Origin of the sequence: Pseudomonas guangdongensis (assembly GCF_900105885.1) — a bacterium.
Lineage (GTDB): Bacteria > Pseudomonadota > Gammaproteobacteria > Pseudomonadales > Pseudomonadaceae > Geopseudomonas > Geopseudomonas guangdongensis.
This window is the reverse complement of record NZ_LT629780.1, coordinates 1,027,054-1,048,710: the sequence shown is the minus strand read 5'-3', so window position 1 is coordinate 1,048,710 and position 21,657 is coordinate 1,027,054. Positions and strand designations below refer to the sequence as shown.

The 21,657-nt window shown below is 71.6% G+C and carries 20 protein-coding genes and 1 pseudogene; 14 read left to right on the top strand and 7 right to left on the bottom strand.

The genetic code is table 11. The features are described 5' to 3' along the window. Nucleotides 1-14 precede the first annotated feature (14 nt). Complete coding sequence (locus BLU22_RS05005) at nt 15-824, bottom strand: AraC family transcriptional regulator (protein ID WP_090212608.1); 810 nt, start codon at nt 822-824, stop codon at nt 15-17. A gap of 81 nt (nt 825-905) precedes the next feature. Here BLU22_RS05005 and BLU22_RS05000 point away from each other — a divergent pair, with 81 nt between their 5' ends. The 3 genes from BLU22_RS05000 to BLU22_RS04990 are packed head-to-tail and all read left to right on the top strand — an operon-like array spanning nt 906 to nt 4,320. Next, nucleotides 906-1,898, top strand: coding sequence for a bile acid:sodium symporter family protein (locus BLU22_RS05000; RefSeq protein WP_090212606.1), 993 nt, complete (start codon nt 906-908; stop codon nt 1,896-1,898). 38 nt (nt 1,899-1,936) lie between these two features. Further along, nucleotides 1,937-4,024, top strand: a complete 2,088-nt coding sequence (prlC, locus tag BLU22_RS04995) for an oligopeptidase A (RefSeq protein ID WP_162274134.1) — start codon at nt 1,937-1,939, stop codon at nt 4,022-4,024. Then, nucleotides 4,021-4,320: a YheV family putative zinc ribbon protein gene (locus BLU22_RS04990; protein ID WP_090212603.1), complete on the top strand. Its 300-nt coding sequence runs from the start codon at nt 4,021-4,023 to the stop codon at nt 4,318-4,320. Before prlC ends, BLU22_RS04990 begins: the two co-directional genes overlap by 4 nt. A gap of 95 nt (nt 4,321-4,415) precedes the next feature. Here the strand turns inward: BLU22_RS04990 and BLU22_RS04985 are convergent, their stop codons facing one another. Together BLU22_RS04985 and BLU22_RS04980 are read right to left on the bottom strand one after the other, a co-directional pair. Next, nucleotides 4,416-5,321: an AEC family transporter gene (locus tag BLU22_RS04985; RefSeq protein ID WP_090212602.1), complete on the bottom strand. Its 906-nt coding sequence runs from the start codon at nt 5,319-5,321 to the stop codon at nt 4,416-4,418. Nucleotides 5,322-5,389: 68 nt separating this feature from the next. After that, nucleotides 5,390-5,803 (bottom strand): PA0061/PA0062 family lipoprotein, encoded by a 414-nt coding sequence (locus BLU22_RS04980; protein ID WP_090212600.1) that lies wholly within the window; start codon nt 5,801-5,803, stop codon nt 5,390-5,392. A 133-nt stretch (nt 5,804-5,936) separates the two neighbouring features. Between BLU22_RS04980 and BLU22_RS04975 the strand changes: the two genes are divergently transcribed. Both BLU22_RS04975 and BLU22_RS04970 read left to right on the top strand, forming a co-directional pair. Beyond that, complete coding sequence (locus BLU22_RS04975; protein WP_090212599.1) at nt 5,937-6,152, top strand: dodecin; 216 nt, start codon at nt 5,937-5,939, stop codon at nt 6,150-6,152. Between the two features lie 163 nt (nt 6,153-6,315). Beyond that, nucleotides 6,316-7,527, top strand: a complete 1,212-nt coding sequence (locus tag BLU22_RS04970; protein ID WP_090212597.1) for a YeeE/YedE family protein — start codon at nt 6,316-6,318, stop codon at nt 7,525-7,527. A 57-nt stretch (nt 7,528-7,584) separates the two neighbouring features. On the opposite strand, the pseudogene BLU22_RS15235 reads toward BLU22_RS04970, so the two are convergent. The 3 genes and pseudogenes from BLU22_RS15235 to BLU22_RS04960 form a co-directional block, all read right to left on the bottom strand. Next, nucleotides 7,585-7,734 (bottom strand): annotated as a pseudogene (locus BLU22_RS15235) (AEC family transporter); the annotation flags it as partial. A gap of 34 nt (nt 7,735-7,768) precedes the next feature. Continuing rightward, complete coding sequence (locus BLU22_RS04965; protein ID WP_090212595.1) at nt 7,769-8,758, bottom strand: asparaginase; 990 nt, start codon at nt 8,756-8,758, stop codon at nt 7,769-7,771. Between the two features lie 145 nt (nt 8,759-8,903). Further along, nucleotides 8,904-10,343 carry an alanine/glycine:cation symporter family protein gene (locus BLU22_RS04960; protein WP_090212593.1) on the bottom strand — a complete coding sequence of 480 codons (1,440 nt, stop codon included), beginning with the start codon at nt 10,341-10,343 and terminating at the stop codon, nt 8,904-8,906. A 152-nt stretch (nt 10,344-10,495) separates the two neighbouring features. On the opposite strand from BLU22_RS04960, the gene BLU22_RS04955 reads away from it, so the two are divergent. Then, entirely contained in the window at nt 10,496-11,305 is an 810-nt protein-coding gene (locus tag BLU22_RS04955) for a helix-turn-helix domain-containing protein (protein ID WP_090212592.1), read from the top strand. A 182-nt stretch (nt 11,306-11,487) separates the two neighbouring features. Here BLU22_RS04955 and BLU22_RS04950 read toward each other — a convergent pair whose 3' ends face one another. Further along, nucleotides 11,488-12,912, bottom strand: coding sequence for an aspartate ammonia-lyase (locus BLU22_RS04950; protein ID WP_090212591.1), 1,425 nt, complete (start codon nt 12,910-12,912; stop codon nt 11,488-11,490). A gap of 168 nt (nt 12,913-13,080) precedes the next feature. Between BLU22_RS04950 and BLU22_RS04945 the strand changes: the two genes are divergently transcribed. The 8 genes from BLU22_RS04945 (at nt 13,081) to BLU22_RS04910 (ending at nt 21,645) form a co-directional block, all read left to right on the top strand. Continuing rightward, the gene (locus BLU22_RS04945; protein WP_090212589.1) at nt 13,081-13,986 is read left to right on the top strand and encodes a LysR substrate-binding domain-containing protein; all 906 of its coding nucleotides are present in this window, start codon (nt 13,081-13,083) and stop codon (nt 13,984-13,986) included. 271 nt (nt 13,987-14,257) lie between these two features. Next, nucleotides 14,258-14,662, top strand: a complete 405-nt coding sequence (locus tag BLU22_RS04940; RefSeq protein ID WP_090212588.1) for a hypothetical protein — start codon at nt 14,258-14,260, stop codon at nt 14,660-14,662. 152 nt (nt 14,663-14,814) lie between these two features. Further along, nucleotides 14,815-15,750 (top strand): DMT family transporter, encoded by a 936-nt coding sequence (locus tag BLU22_RS04935; protein WP_090212586.1) that lies wholly within the window; start codon nt 14,815-14,817, stop codon nt 15,748-15,750. A 141-nt stretch (nt 15,751-15,891) separates the two neighbouring features. After that, complete coding sequence (locus BLU22_RS04930; protein WP_090212584.1) at nt 15,892-16,209, top strand: DUF2388 domain-containing protein; 318 nt, start codon at nt 15,892-15,894, stop codon at nt 16,207-16,209. A gap of 87 nt (nt 16,210-16,296) precedes the next feature. After that, nucleotides 16,297-16,614 (top strand): DUF2388 domain-containing protein, encoded by a 318-nt coding sequence (locus tag BLU22_RS04925; RefSeq protein ID WP_090212583.1) that lies wholly within the window; start codon nt 16,297-16,299, stop codon nt 16,612-16,614. Continuing rightward, a complete protein-coding gene (locus BLU22_RS04920; RefSeq protein WP_090216274.1) occupies nt 16,614-18,560 on the top strand; it encodes a DUF7844 domain-containing protein in 1,947 nt (648 codons plus the stop codon). The genes BLU22_RS04925 and BLU22_RS04920 overlap by 1 nt, the downstream gene beginning before the upstream one ends. Before the next feature lie 179 nt (nt 18,561-18,739). Continuing rightward, on the top strand, nt 18,740-20,179 hold the full coding sequence (locus BLU22_RS04915) for a zinc ribbon domain-containing protein (RefSeq protein WP_090212581.1): 1,440 nt from the start codon (nt 18,740-18,742) through the stop codon (nt 20,177-20,179). Continuing rightward, nucleotides 20,170-21,645, top strand: a complete 1,476-nt coding sequence (locus tag BLU22_RS04910; RefSeq protein ID WP_090212580.1) for a hypothetical protein — start codon at nt 20,170-20,172, stop codon at nt 21,643-21,645. The genes BLU22_RS04915 and BLU22_RS04910 overlap by 10 nt, the downstream gene beginning before the upstream one ends. Nucleotides 21,646-21,657: the final 12 nt, after the last annotated feature.

The window sequence follows — 21,657 nt, the reverse complement described above, 5'->3', positions numbered from 1 at the left end:
ATGGGCGCGGTTAGTTAGCACGTCCGCGGCGCTTCTGGCGAGCCCGCGAAGGCGCCGGGGGTGGCGCCGAACTGGGCGCGGAAGGCGGCGATGAACGCCGAGGTGGAGTCGTAGCCGCAGGCCAGCGCCACGTCGGTGACCCGCTCGCCGCGCTCCAGCAGCGGCAGGGCGTGGAACAGCCGCAGGCGCTGGCGCCAGGCACGGAAGGTCAGCCCGGTCTCGCGGCGGAACAGGCGGCTGAGGGTCTTTTCCGCCGCGCCCAGGCGCTGGCCCCAGGCGGCCAGGGCGCGGGCGTCGTCGGGCTGGCGCTGCAGCGCGGCGCACAGCCGGCGCAGGCGCGGGTCGCCGGGCAGCGGCAGCATCAGCGCCTCGCTCGGCGCGGCGGCCAGCTGGTCGAGCAGCACCCGCACCAGGCGGCCGTCGGCGCCGTCCTCGGCGTAGGTCACCGGCAGCGCGGCGAAGGCGCGGATCAGCTCGCGCAGCAGCGGGCTGATCGCCAGCACCCGGCACTCGCCGCCGCCGGCCAGCGCCGCCGGGTCGATGTACAGGCTGTTGATCCGCGCGTCCGGCGTGGCGCGCACCCGGTGCGCGACGCCGGGGGGAATCCACACCGCGCGCTGCGGCGGGGCGACGAAGCGCCCGCCGGCGGTGTGCACGTCGAGCACCCCGCGGGTGGCGTAGGAGAGTTGTACCCAGGGGTGGCTGTGGCGGTAGCCGAGCAGCCGGTTGGGCAGCGCCTCGGCGCGGCCGTAGAGCGGGCGCGGCAGCCGGCGCAGGGCGCGCAGCTCGCGGGGCGGGGCGTCCAGGTGTCCGTTGGGCGACATGGCTGGGCCTTTTCGCGTTAGTCGGCAATCGCCGGTCACGCTACCGTCGCCCTCCCGTTCCGGCAAGAAGAGATCGCCGCCATGCTCCGCCACCTGCGCATCCTGTTCGACAACTTCACCCTGGCCCTGCTGGCGGTGATCGCCGTGGCCAGCCTGCTGCCCTGCAGCGGGACCGCCGCGCTGGTCTTCGAGCAGCTCACCCGTCTGGCGGTGGGGCTGCTGTTCTTCCTCCACGGCGCGCGGCTGTCGCGCCAGGCGATCCTCGCCGGCGCCGGCCACTGGCGCCTGCACCTGCTGGTGTTCGCCTGCACCTTCGCGCTGTTCCCGCTGCTCGGCCTGGCCCTGCGCCCGTGGCTGGCGCCCTGGGTCGGCCCCGAACTGTACCTGGGCATCCTCTACCTGTGCGCGCTGCCCGGCACCGTGCAGTCGGCCATCGCCTTCACCGCGCTGGCGCGCGGCAACGTCGCCGCCGCGGTGTGCAGCGCCTCGGCCTCCAGCATCCTCGGCATCTTCCTCACCCCGCTGCTGGTCGGCGTGCTCTTGGAGGCGCGCGGCGCCGAGACCGACAGCCTCGGCGCGGTCGGGCAGATCGTCGTGCAGCTGCTGCTGCCGTTCCTCGCCGGCCACCTGCTGCGCCCCTGGCTCGGCGCCTGGGTGGAGCGCCACGGCCGCACCCTGCGCCTGGTCGACCAGGGGTCGATCCTGCTGGTGGTCTACACCGCGTTCAGCGCCGCGGTGGTCGAGGGGCTCTGGCACACGGTGCCGGTCGAGGCGCTGCTGCTGCTCGGGGTGATCTGCTGCCTGCTGCTGGCCCTGGTACTGGGCAGCACCGCCTGGCTCGGCCGGCGCCTGGGTTTCTCCCTGGAGGACCGCATCGTCATCGTCTTCTGCGGCTCGAAGAAGAGCCTGGCCACCGGCGCGCCGATGGCCCAGGTGCTGTTCGCCGGCGCCGCGGTGGGGCCGGCGCTGCTGCCGCTGATGGTCTTCCACCAGATCCAGCTGATGGTCTGCGCGGTGCTGGCGCAGCGCTATGCGCGGCGCGCCGAGCCGCTGGCCGCTCAATCGGCCCGATAGCGCCGGCCAGGCTGCGCGCGCGGGGATTTGTCATTACCATGAGCCTCGTGATTCCTCCGACTGCAAGGTCAAACGCCGTGACTGCCCACAATCCCCTGCTGCAAGCCTTCGATCTGCCGCCCTACTCGGCGATCCGTCCCGAGCATGTCGAGCCGGCCGTCGACCGGATCCTCGAAGACAACCGCGCGGCCATCGCCGAGATCCTCGCCGCCCAGGGCGAGACGCCCGACTGGAACGGCCTGGTGCTGGCGCTCGACGCGCTGAACGCGCGTCTCGGCCAGGCCTGGAGCCCGGTCAGCCACCTCAACGCGGTGTGCAACAGCGCCGAGCTGCGCGCCGCCTACGAGGCTTGCCTGCCCAAGCTGTCGGCCTACTACACCGAGCTGGGCCAGCACCGCGGCCTCTACCAGGCCTACAAGGCGCTGGCCGAGAGCCCCGCGGCGGCCGGTTTCGCAGTGGCGCAGAAGACCATCCTCGAACACACCCTGCGCGACTTCCACCTGTCCGGCATCGATCTGCCCGCCGAGCAGCAGCAGCGCTACGGCACCATCCAGATGCGCCTCTCCGAGCTGTCCAGCCGGTTCTCCAACCAGCTGCTCGACGCCACCCAGGCCTGGACCAAGCTCCTCGCCGACGAGGCGCAGCTGGCCGGCCTGCCGGAGTCGGCCCGTGCGCAGATGCGCCAGGCCGCCGAGGCCAAGGGCCTGGATGGCTGGCTGGTGACCCTGGAGTTCCCCAGCTACTACGCGGTGATGACCTACGCCGACGACCGCGCGCTGCGCGAGGAGGTGTACACCGCCTACGCCACCCGCGCCTCCGAGCAGGGCCCCAACGCCGGGCAGTTCGACAACGGTCCGCTGATGGCCGAGATCCTCGACCTGCGCCAGGAGCTGGCCAGGCTGCTGGGCTTCGCCCACTACGGCGAGCTGTCGCTGGCCACCAAGATGGCCGAGTCCACCGAGCAGGTGCTCGGCTTCCTGCGCGACCTCGCCGTGCGCGGCAAGCCGTTCGCGCAGAAGGATCTGGCCGAGCTGCGCGCCTTCGCCGCCGCGCAGGGCGTCGCCGAGCTGCACAGCTGGGATGTCGGCTACTTCAGCGAGAAGCTGCGCCAGAGCCGCTACGCCCTCTCCCAGGAGCAGGTGCGCGCCTGGTTCCCGATCGACAAGGTGCTGTCCGGGCTGTTCGCCATCGTCGAGCGCCTGTACGGCATCCAGATTGCGGAACTCAAGGAGTTCGACAGCTGGCACCCGGACGTGCGCCTGTTCGAGATCAGCGAGCACGACCAGCGGGTCGGGCGCTTCTTCTTCGACCTCTACGCCCGCGCCAACAAGCGCGGCGGCGCCTGGATGGACGGCGCCCGCGACTGCTGGCGCAATGCCGCCGGCGAGCGGATCAGCCCGGTGGCCAACCTGGTGTGCAACTTCACCCCGGCCGCACCCGGCAAGCCCGCGCTGCTGACCCACGACGAGGTCACCACGCTGTTCCACGAGTTCGGTCACGGCCTGCACCACCTGCTGACCCGCGTCGAATACCCCGGCGCCTCCGGCATCAACGGCGTGGCCTGGGACGCGGTGGAGCTGCCCAGCCAGTTCATGGAGAACTGGTGCTGGGAGCCGGAAGGGCTGGCGCTGATCTCCGGCCACTACGAGACCGGCGAGCCGCTGCCCCGCGAGCTGCTGGACAAGATGCTCGCGGCGAAGAACTTCCAGTCCGGGCTGATGCTGCTGCGCCAGCTGGAATTCTCGCTGTTCGACTTCGAGCTGCACGCCACCCACGGCGACGGCCGCGGCGTGCAGGGCGTGCTGCAGGAGATCCGCGACCAGGTGTCGGTGATGCAGCCGCCGGCCTGGAACCGCTTCGCCAACAGCTTCGCGCACATCTTCGCCGGCGGCTACGCGGCCGGTTACTACAGCTACAAGTGGGCCGAGGTGCTGTCCGCCGACGCCTTCGCGCGCTTCGAGGAAGAGGGCGTGCTCAACCCGGAAACCGGCCGTGCGTTCCGCGAGGCGATCCTCGCCCGCGGCGGCTCCGAGGATGCCATGCAGCTGTTCGTCGACTTCCGCGGCCGCGAGCCGTCGATCGACGCCCTGCTGCGCCACAGCGGTCTGAGCGAGGAGGCAGCATGAGCGAGGCACCGATCGTCACCGTGACCAAGCGCTTCATCGCCGGCGCCGTGTGCCCGGCCTGCGAGGCGATGGACACCATCCAGATGTGGGACGAGGACGGCACCCCCAACCGCCACTGCGTCACCTGCGGCTACGCCGATACCCTCGACGCCCGCGGCAACTCGGTGCCCAAGGAACTGCCCACCCGGGTCAACATCGGCGCGCTCAAGCCCAAGGCCGCCGACCCCAAGGTGCAGACCGTACAGTTCTTCCCCAATCCCAAGCTGAAGAAGCGCGAGGACGACGCCGGGCAGTGACGCCTGCCGTCCGCGTTGCCAAAAGGCGCCTGCGGGCGCCTTTTTGCTGCCCCGTCGCCGGGCAGGCATCCACCGGTCGGTGCCCGGCCGCGCCCTTACAACGCCCAGGCCAGCAGCAGCGGCAGGCTCAGCGCCGCCAGCAGGGTCTGCAGGGTGATGATCCCGGCCATCAGGTGGGCGTCGCCGCCCAGCTGGCGGGTCAGGGTGTAGGCGGTCGGCGCGGTGGGCAGGGCGAAGAACAGCACCAGCAGGCTGCTCTCCAGCGCCGGCAGCCCCAGCAGCCGGGCCACTCCCAGGGCCAGCAGCGGCATCAGCAGCAGCCGCGCCAGGGCGTTGCCGAGCAGCGCCGCGCCCTCGCCGCGCAGTTCCTGCGGGCGCAGGGCGGCGCCGACGCAGAGCAGCCCCAGCGGCAAGCTGGCGGCGGCCAGCAGGCCGAGCAGGCGCTCGCTGCCGCCGGGCAGGCCGATGCCGGAGAGGTTCAGCGCCACCCCGGCCAGGCAGCCGAGGATCAGCGGGTTGCGCAGGATCGGGCGCAGCAGCGCGGCGGGACTGGCGCCGCGCTCGGCGCTCAGCGCCCACACTGACAGCAGGTTCACCGTCGGCACCATCAGCGCCAGCATCAGCGCCGCCAGGGTCAGCCCCGGCGCGCCGTACAGGCTGCCCACGGCGGCCAGGCCCAGGTAGGTGTTGAAGCGCAGCGAACCCTGCACCAGGGCGCCGAAGCGCGCCGCCGGCCAGCCGCGCAGCCGGCGCAGCGCCAGCAGCACCAGCCAGCCAAGACCCAGCGCGAGCAGCACCGCCAGCGCCAGGCGCGGCAGCGCCGGGTTGTCCAGCGGCGCGCGGGCCAGGCTGGAGGCCAGCAGCGCGGGGAATAGCACGAAGTAGTTGAGGCGTTCGGCGCCGGGCCAGAAGGCCGCGCCGGGAAAGTCGGCGCGGTGCAGCAGATAGCCGGCGACGATCAGCGCGAACAGCGGCCAGAGGGCGAGCAGCAGGGCGGTCATGGCGACTCCATCGCAGGGCGGGCGGGCCGCCGGGAAAGGGCACGCCCGCCAGTCTACCGGGCGCGACCCTACTGGTGGATGCAGTGGCGCTCGCGGCCCTCGGCCAGGCGCCGGCCGTCGGCGTCCTCCAGCCACAGGCGCGGCTGGAACAGGTAGTGGCGGGCGACCAGCCGGTAGCGCGCGCCGGCGGCGAAGGCGTCGTGGTCGAGGCGCAGGTAGCAGAGCATCTGCACCGGCTCGCGGCCGATCAGCGGGCCGACCTGCACCTCGAAGCGGTAGCTGGCCTCCAGGCGGTGGGCGCCGGGGGCGATCTGGAAGTAGCGGCCGTCGTTCAGGCGCCGGCCGTCGAGGCGTTCGGCCATCAGCAGATCGCCCGGTTCGCTGCGCAGCTCGATCCACGCCTGTTGCGGATCGGGCGCGGGCAGCGGGCTGGCGCAGGCGCCGAGCAGGGTCAGGGCGGCCAGCAGGAGAGGGGCGCGCATGCGAAGCTCCGGGCGGTGGCGGGGGAACTCCAGCATAGCGCGGCGGCCGGGCGCGCGGCAGCGCTCCGGCGTGGCGCTTTGCCGGCGCCTTGTCTAGCGTTGAGAAGGACCCACGCACAGAGGAGCGCCCGTCATGTCGGATCACCACACCTACAAGAAGATCGAGCTGGTCGGCTCGTCGCGCACCAGCATCGAGGATGCGATCAACAATGCGCTGGCCGAGGCGGCCAAGACCGTGCATCACATGGACTGGTTCGAGGTGCTGGAAACCCGCGGCCACATCGAGAACGGGCTGGTCGGCCACTATCAGGTGACCCTCAAGGTGGGCTTTCGCATCGTCGGCAGCTGAGGCCGGGCGGCGGGGCGCGGGCGCGCGTCGCTAGGCCCGCCGCAGCTGGAAAACCGCGCGCCAGACGGATGTACGGTCATTTGCTAATAGCTTAACGATCTATCGGCAGCACACATGCCTGACTAGAATGCCCGGGCTTTTTTCGTCCGTTGCTGGAGTCATCATGAGTTCTGCCCTTCCCCTCGCGGCCGAGCGCCGCAGCGCCACGCCGCTGGTCGCCGGCGGCCTGCTGCTGCTGGCCGCCCTGGCCCTGAACAGCCTGGTCGACAGCCGCCAGGCCCTGCTGCTGCTGGTCGGCGGCGCCCTGGGCCTGGCCCTGTATCACGCCTCCTTCGGCTTCACCTCGGCCTGGCGGGTGTTCATCGTCGAACGCCGCGGCGCCGGCCTGCGCGCGCAGATGGTGCTGCTGGCGCTGGCCGTGCTGCTGTTCTTCCCGGCCCTCGGCGCCGGCTCGCTGTTCGGCCAGCCGGTCACCGGCTTCGTCTCGCCGGCCGGTACCTCGGTGATCGTCGGCGCCTTCCTGTTCGGCATCGGCATGCAGCTGGGCGGCGGCTGCGCCTCCGGCACCCTGTACACGGTGGGCGGCGGCAACGCACGGATGCTGGTGACCCTGCTGTTCTTCTGCATCGGCTCGCTGATCGCCACCCAGCACGTCGACTGGTGGTTCGCCCTGCCGGCGCTGGCGCCGCTGTCGCTGGTCCACAGCCTCGGCGTGGTGCCGGCGCTGGCCCTCAACCTGGCGGTGTTCGCGCTGATCGCGGTGCTTACCGTGGTGCTGGAGAAGCGCCGCCACGGCGCCCTGGAACGTCCGGCGGCGAGCGCCACGGCCGGCCTGCAGCGCTTCCTGCGCGGCCCCTGGCCGCTGCTCTGGGGCGCGCTGGCGCTGGTGCTGCTCAACTACGCGACCCTGGCCCTGGCCGGGCGGCCGTGGGGCGTCACCTCGGCGTTCGCGCTGTGGAGCGCCAAGGCGGCGCAGGGCCTGGGGCTGGACGTCTCGGCCTGGGCCTTCTGGCAGGCGCCGGCCAACGCCAAGGCGCTGGCCGCGCCGCTGTGGCAGGACATCACCACGGTGATGAATGTCGGCATCGTGCTTGGCGCGCTGCTGGCCGCCGGCCTGGCCGGGCGCTTCGCGCCGAACCTGAACATCCCGCGCCGCTCGCTGCTGGCCGCGGTGTTCGGCGGCCTGCTGCTCGGCTACGGCGCGCGGCTGGCCTACGGCTGCAACATCGGCGCCTACTTCAGCGGTATCGCCTCGGGCAGCCTGCACGGCTGGCTGTGGGTGGCGGCGGCCTTCGCCGGCAACACCTTCGGCGTGCGCCTGCGCCCGCTGTTCTTCCCCGGCGAGAGCGTCAAGCCGACCCTCGGCGGCTGCTGAGCCGTCGCGGCGCAGCCCCGCGGATCGTCCGGCCCGCGGGGCGTTGCCTCGGGGGCCGAGCAGCACCCGCAGCAGCGACAGGCTGGCCAGCGAGCCGAGGGTGGACAGCAGGATGGCGCGCGACACCCGCGCCGCCTCGCGGCGGTAGTGCGCGGCGGGCATGAACGGCCCGGTGCCGGTGGGCAGGGCGCTGAGCAGCAGCGCGGAGGCGCCCGCCGCCGTCCAATCCTGTCGCGGTGCGCTAGTCGGCCAGCTCGCCGCACAGGTCGACGGCGAACCAGCGCTCCGCCTCGGCCTGTTCCAGGCCCGCGCCGAGCAGGGCGAACAGCTTGGCCAGCGCCGCCTCGCGGGTCATCCCGCCGCCGGACACCAGGCCGCAGGCGGCCAGGCGGCTGCCGGCGGCGTAGGTGGCGAAGTCGATGTGGCCCTGCGGGCACTGGCTGATCGCCGCCAGCACCACGCCGCGGCGGTGCGCGCGGCGCAGCGCGTTCAGCAGCGCCGCGTCGTCGGCCGGGCCGGTGCCGCTGCCGTAGCACTCCAGCAGCACGGCCTCGACGCCGCTGTCCAGCAGCGCCTCGACCTGGACGGCCTGCAGCGCCGGGTGCAGCGGCAGCACGGCGAGGTTCACCGCGCGGCGTGGGCGGCGCCAGTCCAGGCTGGCCGGCACCGCAGCGCGCGGCGCCTGGCGCGGGCGCTGCGCCTCGGCGAAGGCGTCGAAGGAGGCGCTGTCGCGCTTCAGGGCGCGCGCGCCGTGCAGCAGGCGGCCGTGGAAGTACAGGTGCACGCCAGGGGCGACACCCGCGGCCAGCGCGGCGAGGGCGCCGAACAGGTTGTCCCAGGCGTCGCTGCCCGGCGCGCCGGCCGGCAGCATGGCGCCGGTGAGCACGACCGGCAGGCCGAGGTCGAGGAGCAGGAAGGACAGCGCCGCGGCGCTGTAGGCCAGGGTGTCGGTGCCGTGCAGCAGCAGTACGGCGTCGCAGCCGTCGCGCTCGACGGCGGCGACGATGGCCTCGCGCATCGCCAGCCAGTGGCCCTGGGTCATGTTGGCGCTGTCGATCGGCGGACTCAGTTCGCGGTACACCCAGGGCGGCGCCGGGCGTTCGGGATGGGCGGCCTGCTCGGCGCGCAGGCGGGTGTCGAAGCCGCCGGCCGGCGCCAGGCCGTCCGCGCTCATCTGCATGCCGAGGGTGCCGCCGGTGTAGAGCACCAGCAGCTGGCGGGGGGCGTTCATGGCATCGACTCCTGGATGCGCGTCAACGAAAGACCGGGATTGTCGCAGCCGAGCCGGCCGAAGGCACCTCGCCATTGGCCTGGGGAGGCGCTTCTCGGGTCTGCCGGGAGAGGCCGGCGCGGGGAGGCTGCGCCGGCCGTCGCGCTCAGCCGCGGCGGTGGCTGGCGGAGTGGTCCGGCGCCGCGGCGCTGCGCTCGCCGTGCTGGTTCCAGACGTCCGGGTCGAGGTCCAGGTCGGCGAACTGGCGACGGTCGAGCACCGGTTGCTCGGTGCCGGCGTGGATCTGCGCGTCGTAGTCGCGCATCAGGCGCAGGCCGGTCTTGTACAGCAGGGCGATGGCGATCAGGTTGACCAGCGCCAGCAGGCCCATGGTCACGTCGGCGAAGGCGAACACGGTGGACAGATCCTGCACCGAACCCCACAGCACCAGGGCGATCACCAGGGCGCGGTAGGCCTTGACCAGCGCCGGCTTCTGGCTGAAGAAGCCCAGCGCGTTCTCGCCGAGGTAGTAGTTGTAGACCAGGGTGGTGAACACGAACAGCAGCAGCGCCAGGCTGACGAAGATCCGCCCCCACTCGCCGACCAGCGCGGCCAGTGCGGTCTGGGTCATCACCACGCCGGCCATCTCGGTGCCGGGCTGGTAGACGCCGGAGAGCAGGATGATCAGCGCGGTGCTGGTGCAGATCAGCAGGGTGTCGATGAACACGCTGAGCGACTGCACGATGCCCTGGGCGGCCGGGTGCGGCACCTCGGCCACCGCGGCGACGTTGGGCGCGCTGCCCAGCCCCGCCTCGTTGGAGAACAGGCCCCGCTTGACGCCCATCACGATGGCCGCGCCGACGCTGCCGGCGAAGGCCTCTTCGAGGCCGAAGGCGCTCTTGACGATCAGCGCCAGGGTGGCCGGCACTTCGCCGATGTTGGTGGCGATCACGAACAGCGCCATGCCGATGTAGGACAGCGCCATCACCGGCACCAGCACGTCGGCCATGCTGGCGATGCGCTTGATGCCGCCGAAGATGATCGCCGCCATCACCACCGCCAGCACCACGCCGGTGGCCAGGGTCGGCACGCCGAAGGCATCGTGCATCGAGCTGGCCAGGGTGAAGGACTGCACGGCGTTGAAGCCGAAGCCGAAGGTGGCCAGCAGCAGCACCGAGAACAGCACCGCCATCCAGCGCTGGCCGAGGCCGTGCTGGATGTAGTAGGCCGGGCCGCCGCGGTAGGTGCCGTCGGCGTTGCGGCGCTTGTACAGCTGGGCCAGCGAGCACTCGAAGTAGCTGGTGGCCATGCCGAGCAGCGCCACCACCCACATCCAGAACACCGCTCCGGGGCCGCCGAGCATGATCGCCACCGCCACCCCGGCGATGTTGCCGGCACCGACCCGGCCGGCCACCGAGAGCATCAGCGCCTGGAACGAGCTGAGCTGGCCTTCCTTGCGCACGCTGGCGCTGGCGAAGATCTTGAACATGTCGCCGAAGTAGCGCAGCTGCACCAGCGACGAGCGCAGGGTGAAGAACAGGCCGAGACCGACCAGGGCGACGATGAGGACCTTGCTCCACAGCAGGTCGTTGAGGAGATCGAGCATGATGTGGGTGCCTCTTGTTGTTCTGAACGGGCCGGGATGGCATCTGCGCAAATCTTTGGGCAACCCGCCGCGCGCGGCAATTTCGCGGGTCGCGGCGATGTGATGCGAGTCGATGCTAGACTTGCGTCACTCGCATCACCCGGAGCCGCCCCATGTCCGACGCCATCGGCGACAACCTCCGCCTGCTGTGCAGCCACTACCGCTCGATTGCCGAGGTGTGCCGCAAGCTGTCGATCAACCGTGCCCAGTTCAACAAGTACCTCAGCGGGCAGAGCCGGCCGACCGCCTACAACCTCAAGCGTATCTGCGATTTCTTCGGTGTCGAGGAGTACGAGCTGGGCCTGCCGGCCGAGCAGTTCGCCCGCCTGGTCGGCGCCCGCGGCGCCAGCGACTCGCCCGCCGCGGGCGATCCGCTGCTCGAGCTGCTGCAGCCGCTGCGCCAGCATGCGGCCAGCCTGGAGCGCTACTGCGGCTACTACTTCGAATACGCCAACTGCATGTCGGTGCCGGGGCGGATCCTGCTGTCGCTGGTGCAGCTGCGCGAGGAGCGCGGCAGCTACCTGTTCGAGCGCCAGGAGCGCCAGGAACGCGCGCGGGTCGGCGAGGCCGAGGACTGGGTGCGCTGCCGCTACCTGGGCGCGGCCTTCTACCTGCAGGACCGGCTGTTCCTCATCGACTACGAGTCGCTGACCGGCAACGAGATGAGCCAGACCATCCTGATCCCCAGCTTCAAGAGCCGGATCAGCCGCCTCAACGGCCTGAAGACCGGCGTCTCCAGCGGCGACCGGCGCACCCCGGCCTGCACCCGGGTGGTCTGGGACTACCTGGGCACGGAGATCAACCGGGTCGCCGCCTATCGCCAGGTGATGCTCTACGCCCCGGACGACCCGCGCATCGATGCCGACATCCGCGCGCGCCTCGGCGGCGCGCACCTGCGCGACGGGCTGTTCGAGATCGAGTGAAGGCGCGCCGCGCGGCGGCGGGAGTTATCGCGAGCGTTGCAGCGGGAGAGGGCGGGGCGCTGGCGGCGGACGAAAGCAGGCGCCGCCGCCCCGTTGTATGCCGACAAGGAGGGGATGGCGGCGCCTGGCAGAGGGGCGGTCCCGCGCCCGCCACGGGATGGGCGGGGCGCGGTCGCGGCGACTCAGTGCTTGGGCGTGGTCAGTCGCGGGGCGATCATGTGCTCGGGGCGCAGGATGTCGGCGAGCATCTCCTCGTCCAGCAGGCCTTCCTCGCGCACCAGCTCCAACACGCCGCGGCCGCTGTCCAGGGCCAGCTTGGCGATGCGCGTGGCGTTCTCGTAGCCGATGTAGGGGTTGAGCGCGGTGACCAGGCCGATGCTGTGCTCGACCAGCTCGCGGCAGCGCTCGGCGTTGGCGGTGATGCCCACCACGCAGTGCTCGCGGAGCATGTCCATGGCGCGCTGCAGCAGGCGCATCGAGTCGAACATCTTGTAGGCGATCAAGGGCTCCATGACGTTGAGCTGCAGCTGGCCGGCCTCGGCGGCCATGGTCACCGCCAGGTCGTTGCCGACCACCTCGAAGGCCACCTGGTTGACCGCCTCGGGGATCACCGGGTTGACCTTGCCGGGCATGATCGAGCTGCCCGGCTGGCGCGGCGGCAGGTTGATCTCGTTGATCCCGGTGCGCGGGCCGCTGGACAGCAGGCGCAGGTCGTTGCAGATCTTCGACAGCTTCACCGCGGTGCGCTTGAGCATGCCCGAGAGCAGCACGAAGGCGCCCATGTCGTAGGTGGCCTCGATCAGGTCGGCGGCCGGCACCAGCGGCTGGCCGCTGATCGCCGCCAGGCGCTCGACCGCCAGCTTCTGGTAACGCGGATCGGCGTTGATCCCGGTGCCGATCGCGGTGCCGCCGAGGTTGACCTCGGTGAGCAGTTCCGGCACCAGGCGCTTGAGGCGGTCGAGGTCCTCGCCCAGGGTGGTGGCGAAGGCGCGGAACTCCTGGCCGAGGGTCATCGGCACCGCGTCCTGCAGCTGGGTGCGGCCCATCTTCAGCACCGAGGCGAAGTCCTCGCCCTTGGCGGCGAAAGCCTGGATCAGGCTGTCCAGGCTGGCCAGCAGGGCGTCGTGGCTGAGCAGCAGGCCGAGGCGGATGGCGGTCGGGTAGGCGTCGTTGGTCGACTGCGCCATGTTCACGTCGTTGTTCGGGTGCAGCGCCTGGTAGTCGCCCTTCGGCCGGCCCATCGCCTCCAGCGCCAGGTTGGCGATCACCTCGTTGGCGTTCATGTTGGTCGAGGTGCCGGCGCCGCCCTGGATCACGTCGACCACGAACTGCTCGTGGAACTCGCCGCGGATCAGCCGCGCGCAGGCCTGGCTGATCGCCGCGTGCTTGGCGTCGTCGAGATGGCCGAGGCGGTGATTGGCGTCGGCCGCCGCCTGCTTGACCATCGCCAGGGCCACCACCAGTTTCGGATAGTGCGCCAGCGGCACGCCGGAGAGGCGGAAGTTGTGCACCGCGCGCAGGGTCTGGATGCCGTAATAGGCCTCGCAGGGGACTTCGAGGGTGCCGAGCAGGTCTTTTTCGGTGCGGAAGGATGCAGCAGCGGACATGATGGGATGGCGTTCCGGGACAGTGCGGGCAGGGCCGCGATGCCCATAGACTAGGGGTTGCGGCGCCGCGGCGGCCAATGCCGTTGCCCGCTGGGTCATGCCGGTTCGGCATGACGCGCCTGTAACGATAACCTGACGCCGCGGCTTGCCCGGCGCGCCGGAGGCTCGATGAACCTGGAAACCAAGTGGCTGGAAGACTTCGTCGCGCTGGCCGCCACCCGCAGCTTCTCCCAGGCGGCGACGCGCCGCTTCGTCACCCAGCCGGCGTTCAGCCGGCGCATCCGCGCCCTGGAGGACACCCTCGGCCTGACCCTGGTCAACCGCGCGCGCACCCCGGTGGAACTCACCGAGGCCGGCCAGCTGTTCCTGGTCACCGCGCGCAGCGTGGTCGAGCAGCTCGGCGAAGTGGTGCGCCACCTGCACAACCTGGAAGGCGAGCAGGGCGAGGTGCTGCAGTTCGCCGCCGCCCACTCGCTGGCGCTGGGCTTCTTCCCCGGCTGGATCGCCGGCCTGCGCCGCGCCGGCCTGGCGATCAAGAGCCGCCTGGTGGCGGCCAACGTCGGCGAGGCGATGCACGCCCTGCGCGATGGCACCTGCGACCTGATCCTCGCCTACTACGACCCGGACGCCTCGCTGCAGCTCGATCCCGAACTATTCCCCTCGCTGCCCCTGGGCGCCACCGCGATGCTGCCGGTCTGCGCGGCGGACGCCAGCGGCCGCCCGCTCTACGACCTGGACAGCGGGCAGAGCGTGCCGCTGCTGGCCTACAGCGCCGGTGCCTTCCTCGGCCGCTCGGTCAACCTGCTGCTGCGCCAGCGCGGCCTGCGCGCCACCACCGTCTACGAGACGGCGATGGCCGACAGCCTGAAGAGCATGGCCCTGCAGGGTCTCGGCGTGGCCTGGGTGCCGCGCCTGTCGGTGGAGCACGAACTGGCCCGCGGCGAGCTGGCGGTGTGCGGGGCCGAGCACTGGCAGGTGGCGCTGGAGATCCGCCTGTACCGCTGCGCGCTGCTGCGCAAGGCGGCGGTGGGGCGGGTGTGGCGGGCGCTGGAGGGCGGCAGGCCTGCGGGGTGAGTCGCGCGGCCGCAGGGCGCGCTGTGCCGTGCTCGGCGCGGGGCTCATTCGCACCGGGCAGAATTGCGTCGTCGAGGGCTGCTGTTATTGCCGCAGAGATAACGCTTGCATAGCGCCTTGGAATTATCTGCCTGCATCTTAAGAGTGATTTAAAAATATGCCGGCACCTTCTTTGGTACCGCATTTCCCGCCTGCGCTTGACAGCGTTATCCGGGAATATCGACCCTGCGTCTCAGAGGTATTCATGCATTTCTGAGAGAGGGATCGTTCGATGCTGGGTTATTACGCGCAGTACGCAAAGGAATACCTCACGATCCTGATGGTCGTGACCACGTTGTTCTTTGCATTGCCCCTCTTCATCGCCCCGCTGGCCTGGGCCAGGGCCATGGGCTGGAGCATTCCAGAGCATCGGCACCTGGCCATCTATTTCGGTCGCTGCCTCGGCGCGTTCATTCTGCTGGTCGAGCTGGCCATGCTGCGTGCCGTGACCACGGGAACCGGTTTCAGTTATGCGTTCGACATGCTTTTCGTGGTTTTCCTGTTCATGCTGGCAGTGCATGTATATGGCGCAATAAAACGGATTCAACCGATTTCCGAGACTCTGGAAATCGGTCTGTGGGCACTTCTGCTGCTGCTCAATATCCTGTTTTATCCGGCGCGCAGCATCGCGCTCTGAGTCGATAACGTCATTCCGCCGCCGGATTGTGCGCAGTAGCCAAGACGATCCTGTCGCGAGCCACTCCGCAAGCGGGCCGGTCGTCGCCCGGTTTGCCGCCGCCCCCGCATGCCCCCTATCCTCTGCCGCTTCGATGGCAGAGGGGGTGGGCGATGAAGCGCGGGGTGCTGTATGGCGGGCTGGCCGGGGCGACCTGGGGACTGGTGCTGCTGATTCCCGGGCTGTTGCCGGAGTTCGGCCCGCTGCTGCTCAGCTGCGCGCGCTACGGCCTGTACGGGCTGGTCTCGCTGCTGATCGCCCTGCCGGTGGCGCCCGGCCTGCTGCGCCGGCTGAACCTGCGCGACGCCCTCAAGCTGGTGGAGCTGGCGCTGACCGGCAACCTCCTCTATTACCTGCTGCTGGCCAGCGCGGTGCAGCTTGCCGGGGTGGCGATCGCCGCGCTGATCGTCGGCGTGGTGCCGCTGACCGTCGCCTTGCTCGGTCGTCGCGAGGCCGATGCGCTGCCCCTCGGCCGGCTGGCCCTGCCGCTGCTGCTGGTGCTCGGCGGCATCGCCTGCATCAACCTGGAAACCCTGCTGTTCGACCCGGCGCCGGCGCGCCCGCTGGAGGAGCGACTGCTGGGCGTGGCCTGCGCCTTCGGCGCGCTGCTGTGTTGGACCGCCTTTGCCGCCGCCAACGCCCGCCACCTCAAGCAGAGCCGCTTCAGCAGCGGCGAGTGGTCGACCCTGTGGGGCATCGTCACCGGCCTGCTGGCCGCCGTGCTGTGGCTGGGCGCCGCCGTACTGTTCCCCGACAGCCTGCGGGTGGAGGCCGGCGAGTCGCGCTGGCTGGCCTTCTGGGGCCTGAGTCTGGCCGCCGCGCTGCTCGCCTCCTGGCTCGGCAACCTGCTGTGGAACGCCGCCTCGCGGCGCCTGCCGCTGACCCTGAGCGGCCAGTTGATCGTCTTCGAGACGCTGTTCGCGCTGCTCTACGGTTTCCTCTACCTGCAGCGCGGGCCGACCCCGCTGGAGGGGCTGGCCATCGTCCTGCTGATCGGCGGGGTGCTCTGGGCGGTGCGCCGCCATGCGCCGTCGGGGGCGCCCGCCTAGCCGGCCGCCCGGCGCGGCGGGCTTGGCAGGCGGCCGGGCTTCGGGCAGTCTGCGCGCCGTGCCGACCCTGCGGCGCCGGCGAACCCGGCGCCGCCCCCGTGGTCCGAACCGATTCCGTGATGCCACTGCAGGATGATCGCCATGCCCCGTTTCGCCCTTCTCCTCGCCGCCGGCCTGCTGGCCTGCGCCGCCCAGGCCCAGGCCACCAGCTTCGTGATGACCACCGACGCCCTCGCCGGCGCCAGCGTCGGCGTCTCGGAAAGCACCAGCGACCTGTCCTCCTCGTTCGGCGACGACAAGATCGTCCTCGCCGCCCGCGACGACGCCGCCAGTTTCGTCGCCAGCGACGGGGCGATCCGCGGCGCGCGCCTGGAGGCCGCGCTGCGCCACATCCGCGAGCGCGCCCCGCAGCTCGACGCCGACGACCGCCAGCTGGCGCGCGCCATCCTGGTGCTGTAAGACCGCCTGCGGGCGGCGCCGGATGCCGGCGTTTTTCGTCCGACGCCCGGCGCGGCCGCCCCGCCCAACCCCACAGGAGACTTTCCCATGCGTTCCGCTCTCGCCGTCGCGACCCTCGGCCTGCTGCTCGCCGCCGGCGCCCAGGCGCAGACCCTGGTCGCCACCAGCAACATCCTGGTGCGCGCCCTCGACCGCAGCCTCGACTTCACCTCCGACACCACCACCTCGATCCGCGACCTGAAGGTGGTGCAGGCGGCCCGCGACGACGCCGCCAGCTTCGTTGCCAGCGACGGTGCGATCCGCGGCGCGCAACTGGAAGCCGCCCTGCGCGTGCTGCGCGAGCGCCTGCCCGAGGCCCACCAGGCCAGCGACGCCGAGCTGGCGCAGGCCCTGCTCGCCCGGTGATCGGCCGCGCCCTGGCGCTGCTGTGCGGCCTCGGCCTGGCGCTGGCCGCCGAGGCGGGCGCGGGGCTGCGCCTGGAGCTGGCGGCCGACGGCCTGAGCGCCGCCGAACGCGCCGCCAGCCAAGCCCTGCTCGACGAGGCGCAGGCGGCGCTGCCGCCGCGTTTGCGCGAGCGCCTCGACCGCCGCGTGCGGGTGCGCTGGAGCACGGCGCTGCCCGACGACGCCTACGGCCGGCTGAGCCGGCGCAGCGCCTTCGAGCTGAACGCCCGGCTGCTGCCGGCTCTGGCCGACGGCAGCGCCGCCCGGCAGCGCACCGGGCGTAGCCACGGCACCCTGCGCCGCGAGCTGCTGGCCACCCTGATCCACGAACTGGCCCACCTCTACGACCGCGAGCGCGCCTGGAACGCGGCCGAGGCGCGCCTTATCCGCCGCTGCCGGCAGCAGGCGCGCAGCCTCGGCGAGCCTGGCCTGCCCGTCGAGTGCCGCGGCCAGACGGCGCGGCGCTTCACCCTCGGCGACGATCCGCGGCTGCTCGACCTGGCCGGCTGGGCCGAGCGGGTCGGCCGGCGCGGCGCCCGCGAGGCGGACAATCCGCTGTGGCTGCGCAGTCCGGACGCCTACGAGCGGCACAACCCGCGCGAGTTCGTCGCGGTCAACCTCGAATACTTCCTCCTCGATCCCGCCTACGCCTGCCGCCGCCCGGCGCTGTACCGCTACCTGCGCGACCACTTCGGCTGGGCGCCGGCGCCGCGCGCGACCTGCGCCGCTACCCTGCCATACCTGGACGCCGGCCGCGACTTCGCCCGCGCGCCGCTCGGCCGCCTCGATCCGGCGCGGGTCTACGCGGTGGACTACCTGTACGCCGAGGCCAACGACCAGTGGGTGAGCCGCTGGGGTCACAGCATGCTGCGCCTGGTGATCTGCGCGCCGGGCCGCGCGCCGGGGCCGGACTGCCGGCTGGACCTGCAGGAGCACCTGGTGCTGTCCTACCGCGCCTTCGTCGACGACCTGCAGCTGTCGAGCTGGGACGGCCTGACCGGCGCCTATCCCTCGCGGCTGTTCCTGCTGCCGCTGGCCCAGGTGGTCGACGAATACACCAAGGTGGAACTGCGCGGCCTCGCCTCGCTGCCGCTGCGCCTGGCGCCGTCCCAGGTGCGCGCGCTGGCCGAGCGCGCCGCCGAACTGCACTGGAGCCAGGACGGCGAATACTGGTTCCTCAGCAACAACTGCGCGGTGGAGACCCTCAAGCTGCTGCGCAGCGGCAGCGCCGATCCGCGCCTGGCCGGGCTCGACAGCATCACCCCGAGCGGCCTGCTGGAACTGCTCGACGCCCGCGGCCTGGCCGACCGCCGGGTGCTCGACGACCCGCGCGAGGCGCTGCGCCTGGGCTATCGCTTCGACTCCTTCGCCGAGCGCTACCGGGCGATGTTCGCCATCGCCCGGCGCCAGCTGGACCTGCCGGTCGCGGCGGTCGAGGACTGGCTGGCCCTGCCGGCCGCCGCGCGGCGCGCGCATTTCGCCGCCGCCGATCTGCGCGCCAGTGCCGCCCTGCTGCTGCTCGAACAGGCCGCGCTGCGCCGCCAGCAACTGCTCGCCCTCGACGAGCTCAAGCGCCGCCACCTGGATCGCCGCCACGGCGCGGCGCCGCAGGCCGAGCGCACCTTCGCCCGCCTGCTGGCGGAAAGCGGCTTCCTCAGCCGCCCGGCGGAACTGCTCGACGGCGGCTACGGCCTGCCGCAGGCGGAGGAGCTGCAGGCCCTGGAACGGGCCAGCCAGGCCCGCCAGCAGCGCCTGCAGGCGCTCGGCGAGCGCCTCGACGGCCAGTTGCGCGCGCTGCTCGACCCGCCCCGGCGCGTCGAACTGGACGGCGGCGCGGCCAACCTCGCCGCCCTCGGCGAGCAGCTGCGCACGCTGCATCGCAGCGAAGGCGGATTGCGGCTGCCGTGAGGGCGCCGGCCGGAAATCGTCCGGCCAAGGCGCCAATTGACAAGCGATCTCCACATGCCATCATGCCGCACCACAGCGACTTGCACCGACCAACGGTCGCGGTCATCCGACCGCCGCCGCCGCGCCAATCCGTTCCCGGGGGCTGGTGTATCCACAACGGATCGTGACGACAGGATCATATGGACATCATCGACGCTGGCGATGCCTGCGAGTGGCATCTCGAAGACCAGTTCTGGACGCAAGACGGCCAGGGTGCCTTCCAGTTGCGCAGCCATCGGGGCGTTCCGCTGCCCGAGGCGCTCGGCGATCTCGATTTCCTCATCGCCACCCGGCGCTGTCCGCGCTGCCGGGTGTCGGCCTTCCTGCCCGCCGCCTTCCGCCACTGCCCGCACTGCGGCGCCCCGCTGGGCGCGCCGGGCGAGACGCAGCCGTGGCTGCCGCCCTATGGCCAGACCGGCGGCTGGCGCTGCCATGAGCGCGCCGGCAGTCCGGCCGGCGCCCTGCTCGAACGCCTGCTCGCCCGGCCGGGCAGCCTCGACGATCACCGGCAGGTCCTCAAGGCGCCGCGCAAGGGCGGTCTGCTGTACTTCGCCGCGCCGCTGGGCGGCCACGGCAACGCTCTGTTCGCCCTCAGTCGCGCCGGCGAGTTGTTCCTCTGGCAGCGCAGCAGCGAGCAGTGGCTGAGCCTGGTCGCCGAGCAGCAGCCGCTGGGCGGCTTCGACCTGGAGCTCTGGGCCTGGGGGCTGGCCCTGCTCGACACCGCCGCCGGCCCGCGCCTGCTGCTGGCCGGTACGGAGGGCGCCACCAGCCTGTGCGTCGATCCGCTGCAGCTCAGCTATCGCCTGCAGCGCTGCTCCGGCCGAGCCCTGGGTGCACCGGGCGAACTGGAAGGGCGCGTCTATGTGCCGCTGCTGCAGGACGGTCGCGTGCTGCTGGCCGACAGCGCTGGCGAGGCCTGGAGCAGCCGGGCGCTGGAGGACATCGATGCCCCGGCGCTGCAGAAGCTGTCCGCCCCGATCCTCAATGCCGCCGACCGCCAGTTGCTGTGGGTCGGCAGTCAGGGCTACCTGGAGCTGCGCCTGGACGACGGCGCGCAGGCGCAGGTGCGCTGGCATGCCTGGCCGCAGGGCTGGCAGGCGTACCCGGAGTTCGGCCCGCCGTTCCGCGACGGCGAAGGCTTCTGGCAGCAGCTGATCGAAACCGAGCGGCAGGCCATGTGCTACGTGAAGCTCGACGGTCGCCTCCAGGAGCGGCGTCTGCTGCAGGGCACGCGCATGGGCACCGGCCACCTGAGCATCCAGTCCGATGCCTTGCTGCAGCGGCCCTGGGACGAGTACGACCGCAACCTGCACACCCAGAAGCAGGTGTTCTACCCGTTCATGGAGTTCGCCGCCGAGCGGCTGCTGCTCGGCCTGCGGGTCGATCACCGTTCCTCGGTGCAGAAGTTCTTCGCCAATCCCGGCCCCCACCCGACCGACTACTGTCTGGAGCGCATCGACGGCGAACGGCGCAGCCTGCACCTGAGCGTGGAGCGCCCCTGGGATGCGCAGTGGCTGGTCTTCGACGACGCCCTGTGGCTGGCCATCGACTCGAACGGAGCCCTCTACCGATGGTCCTGAACAACCTTCGCCGTCTCGCTGCCGTCCTCCTGCTCGGTCTGTGCACCGCCGCCCAGGCCGAAACCACCGCGCTGCGCCAGGTCTTCCTGGTGCAGAACTCGGGCTGGATGGAGCCCTTCTATCTGGACCCGCAATCGGGCTTCAAGCCGCTGGTCGGCCAGCTGATCGCCGCCGCCGCCGGCAGCGGCGAGGTGGTGCTGGGCGGCTTCAACCAGGCCAGCAGCCAGCATCCCTCGCCGCTGTGGAGCTATCGCGGGCCGGGCAACCACCCGCAACTGCAGGTCGCCATCGAGCAGCTCGCCCTGGCCCGCAAGGCCGGCGGCGCCTATGCCGACACCGACTTCAAGGAAGCCCTGCTGGCGGCCATCCAGACCGCTCTGGAAGGCCGCGAGGGGATCGTCTGGATCGTCACCAACAACAAGAACAGCCCCAACAACAGTCGCGAAACCCAGCTGCGCAACCGCGAGTTCTACGACCTGCTGCACCGCGAGGCGGTGATCAGCCGGATCGCCGCCTTCCCGCGCAAGATGCCGGTGCAGGGCCCCAATTACGCCGCCAACGGCCTGATGGTCTATGCCATCGCCTACGGCGCGGCGGCCGGCGAGGCCCTCGAAGCGGTACTGGCGCAGCCGGCGCTGGCCGAGGTGCTGCCCGGCGCCCAGGCCCGCCTCAAGCCGCTGACCCAGGCGGCGGTGCGCTTCGTGCCCACCGGCCTGCAGGACACCCCCGGCGTCGGCGCCAGCCTGGCGGCCGACCGCCAGACGCTGATCCTCGACTTCGACGCCGACAGCACGGCGAAGACCGCCACCCTGCTCGGTGCCTTCGAGAACCGCTTCAATCCCTACCAGATCGCCTCGGCGCGCATCGACCTCGGTCTGGACATCCCCGGCGAGGCGCTGGCGGCGAAGCTCTCCGTGGCCGAGCTGGAGAATCTCGACCCGGGCCAGCGCTCGGCGCCGCTGAGCATCGACCTGCAGCTGCCGGCGCTGCCTTCGCTGTGGTCCAGCGAGGTGCTGCTCTCCAGCGGCTACCAGCGTGCCGGGCACCTGGAGATCCAGCTCAACGACCAGCAGCTGCGCATCTCGCCGCAGTTCGTCGAGCACATGAACGAGCTGTTCCCCGGCGATGCGTTGCCCGATGTGTTCATCCCCCCGGCGGAAACCACCGCCTCGGCCACCCGCATCCCGCTGCTGCTGCGCATCAGCCACCCGATCGGCCCGCTGCTGGCGCTGCTCGGCGCCGGCCTGCTGCTGCTCGGCCTGCTGGCCTATGCCGGCCTGCGCCTCACTGCCCGCCGGCCGACCACCCTGCTGGTCGAAGGCGAGGCGCGCAAGGTGCTGCTCAAGCCGTTCGCCCAGCTCGACATCCACGACGCCCGCGGCGAGAAGGTCGCCACCCTGGCGCGCGGTCTGGGCTCGCCCCGGATCGCCTGGCAGGCCCCGAACAGCGCCGTGACCCTCAAGTAACGCCCAACCGCA